At 41.9% G+C, this 3,818-nt stretch carries 2 protein-coding genes; both read right to left on the reverse strand.

From position 1 onward, the window contains the following. Positions 1 to 445 (reverse strand): hypothetical protein (locus tag H5072_RS14030; protein ID WP_182693868.1); only part of this gene is annotated, 445 nt, incomplete at its 3' end. A 200-nt stretch (positions 446 to 645) separates the two neighbouring features. Next, positions 646 to 3,765, reverse strand: a complete 3,120-nt coding sequence (locus tag H5072_RS14035) for an efflux RND transporter permease subunit (protein ID WP_182693869.1) — start codon at positions 3,763 to 3,765, stop codon at positions 646 to 648. Between the last annotated feature and the right edge of the window lie 53 nt (positions 3,766 to 3,818).

Below are 3,818 nucleotides of genomic sequence, written 5' to 3' on the forward strand. Positions count from 1 at the left end.
TATGACGATTCGTACTTTGCATCATTTGCTTTATACCTTGCTTTTCCAGCTCTAGTATTTGTTGCAGCTTTTCTTGGCCACTTTGAGTTTCAGCGCGCTCAAGTAAGTATTCGTATAATTCAATTACCTTTTGATGCTGCTCTGATAAATAAGCTTGAATAACTTTCTCATCAAATTGCTGGTCTTTACTAATGTCTTCGAAAGTAATTAGCTCAGGATTTTTAGCAAAGTATTCATAACAGTACGTATCGAGCGTATTTATTTCGGTTATCGCTTTAAACCCGACTAAATCTTCAGCGAGTTTTTTTTCGTAATTTAGGTAGTAGTCCACCAGCATTGCATTATGTTCATCGAGTAAATCCTTTACGCTATGAAAATTAGCCGCCATTTGCGTATGAAACAAAACGGTCCAATCGTATACCTCTTTAATTGTTTTAACTTGCATGTGCATTCCTTACTTAGTTGACTGTATAGGTACTACACTGCGTAAAGCGTGCCAATTAAAAAACCATTTAAAAACAGAAGGTTAATTTTAAAATGGATATTAGTTAGCAATTTAATAGAATAACTTACAAATTATAGGTAATTTTTATAGAGCAATGCGTGGGTAGTAACCGCACTGCTCTATCGTCTTGTTGCTTTATATTATTTAAGTCCTTGTTTGCGCCACAGTAGGTAAACCGCAGGAATAACAAGTAAGGTGAGTACAATTGCACTGCCCATACCGCCAACCATAGGTGCAGCTATTCGACTCATTACTTCGCTTCCGGTGCCTGTGCCATACAGCACAGGTAGCAAGCCAATAATAATTGTCGCGACAGTCATCATAACCGGGCGTACTCGAAGCCCTGCACCTTCAATAATAGCTTGCTGTAATTGCACTAAACTAAGTGGCTTATCTGCCTGCTCTGCTTCGATGCATTTTTCTTGATAGGCCTGGTTTAAATACACCAACATAATGACCCCAATTTCTACCGCTACCCCAGCTAAGGCAATAAAACCTACACCCACTGCAACTGAAAAGTTAAAGCCCTCTAAATACATTAGCCATACGCCACCAATCATTGCCAGTGGCAACGTAGCCATAATAATAGTGACCTCAGCAAAGCTTCTAAAATTAAGATAAAGCAACACAATAATAATCGCTAATGTAAGTGGTAATACATAAGTCAGTTTGTCTTTAGCGCGCTGCATGTATTCATACTGCCCAGCCCACGTAATTGAGTAGCCAGCAGGTAGTATTAGGTCCTTATCGAGCACTTGCTGAGCGTGCTCAACGTAAGTACCAATATCAACGCCATCTATATCAATAAAACTCCAACCGTTTAAACGTGCATTTTCGCTTTTTATACCAGGCGGTCCATCTTCAATAAATACATCAGCTACATCACCAAGTGCTATACGCTGCCCTGTAGGCGTTACAATAGGTAACAACATTAGCTCTTCTGGCGAGTCTCTGTATGCTTGCGGGTAACGCAAATTAACTGGGTAGCGCTCTTGCCCTTCTACCGTTTGTGTTACGTTTGTACCACCTATTGCAGTAGATACAACTTGCTGTATGTCGCTAATATTTAAGCTATAACGCGCCGCTTTTTCTCGGTTTATATCTACTTTTATATAACGCCCACCGGCTACTCGCTCTGAGTAAACCGATGCAGTGCCTTGCACATCTTTTAAAAGCACTTCTATTTGTTGACCAATTTTTTGAATTTCACTCAACTTTGGTCCCGCAACTTTAATGCCCACGGGAGTTTTAATACCGGTTGCGAGCATATCAATACGTGTTTTAATTGGCATTACCCACGCATTCGTCAACCCCGGAAACTTAACCAAACCGTCGAGTTCTTTTTTAAGTTTTTCAAGCGTCATACCCTCGCGCCATTCGTTTTTTGGTTTTAGCTGAATAAACGTCTCTATCATTGTAAGCGGCGCAGGATCTGTTGCAGTTTCTGCTCGCCCAACTTTACCAAATACTGTTTTAACCTCGGGTACTGTGGCAATTAGCTTGTCGGTTTGCTGTAGTATTTCGCGCGCTTTACCTACCGATAAACCAGGATACGTTGTGGGCATATACATTAAGTCGCCCTCATCAAGTGGCGGAATAAATTCACTGCCTATTTTGTTTACCGGGTAAAAGCCAATAACAGAAACAACCACCGCGAGTACCAATGTCATTTTTGGAAATTTAAGCACCCAGTTAAGTAGTGGGCGATACGCTGCGACGAGTAATCGGTTAACTGGATTTTTTTGCTCCGAAATAACTTTACCTCTAATAAAGTAACCCATTAATACCGGCACTAAGGTAATCGCAAGCCCAGCAGACGCTGCCATAGCATAGGTTTTAGTGTAAGCCAGTGGCGCAAACATACGCCCTTCTTGCGCTTCTAAAATAAATACCGGCATAAAGCTGACGGTAATAATTAATAAACTAAAAAATAATGCAGGACCCACTTCACTCGCCGATTTAGCCACAACTTCCCAGCGGTTTTCGTTGGTAAGTGGCGTTTTTTCCATATGTTTGTGCATATTTTCAATCATGACGATAGCGCCGTCGGTCATTGCGCCTATCGCTATTGCAATTCCCCCTAAAGACATAATGTTGGCGTTAATCCCCTGCCAATACATAATTATAAATGCCGTTAAAATCCCAAGCGGTAACGTAATAATTGCCACCAATGATGAGCGCACATGAAACAAAAACACCACACACACTAAAGCAACTACAATCAGCTCTTCAATTAGCTTACTTGTTAGATTATCTACCGCGTTATTTATTAAGTTGGAGCGATCGTACACAGGGACTATTTCAACGCCCTCTGGTAATCCCTTTGTAAGCGATTCTAATTTTGCTTTTACCAGCTCAATGGTTTTTTGTGCATTTTCGCCATAGCGCATAATAACGATGCCGCCGGTTACTTCGCCTTCGCCATTAAGCTCTGCAATACCACGGCGCATTTGCGGCCCGACTCTAATATCAGCTACATCACGCAATTGCAGCGCAGTACCATTAGCGTTTACACCAAGCGGAATAGCTTCTAGGTCGGCAACACTTTTAATGTAGCCTGTGCTTGTTACCATGTATTCAGCTTCAGCCATTTCAACTACTGAGGCGCCCATCTCTTGGTTGCCTTGCTGGATAGCGGTTTGAATAAGGCTAAGCGGAATACCATATGCACGTAATTTATCAGGCTCTACATTGACTTGGTATTGCTTAACCATGCCACCAACAGCAGCCACTTCAGATACACCGGGCACAGTTTGTAGCTCAAACTTTAAAAACCAATCTTGTAAGCTTCGTAGCTGACTAATATCGTGTTTATTTGTTTTATCAATTAGTGCGTATAAGTAAATCCAACCTACGCCTGTTGCATCAGGGCCAAGCTCTGGCGTAGCGCTATCGGGCAATCGGTTTGCTGCTTGGCTTAGGTATTCTTGTACTCGGCTACGCGCCCAATACAAATCAGTTTTTTCGTCAAAAATAACGTAAACGTACGAGTCACCAAAAAACGAAAAACCTCTTACGGTTTGCGCTCCCGGCACAGAAAGCATTGCTGTGGTGAGCGGAAATGTAACTTGGTCTTGCACTACTTGCGGCGCTTGCCCCGGATAAGTAGTTTTTATAATGACCTGAACATCAGATAAGTCAGGCAAGGCATCCACGGGCGTATTTTTTAGTGCAAACAACCCTCCACCTAGTAAAATTAATGTAAGCAACAACACAAAAAAGCGATTGCCAACAGACCAGCGAATAATGGCAGTTATCATAATGGCTCCTAGTGAGAACTGTGTTGCATAGGTTGTATAGGTTGCATAGGTTG

The organism is Pseudoalteromonas sp. SR45-5, from assembly GCF_014163565.1.
GTDB lineage: Bacteria > Pseudomonadota > Gammaproteobacteria > Enterobacterales > Alteromonadaceae > Pseudoalteromonas > Pseudoalteromonas distincta.

Excerpts from the sequence above, each read along its gene's own strand:
- H5072_RS14035 (WP_182693869.1), bottom strand. The coding sequence starts at position 3,765 with ATGATAACTGCCATTATTCGCTGGTCTGTTGGCAATCGCTTTTTTGTG.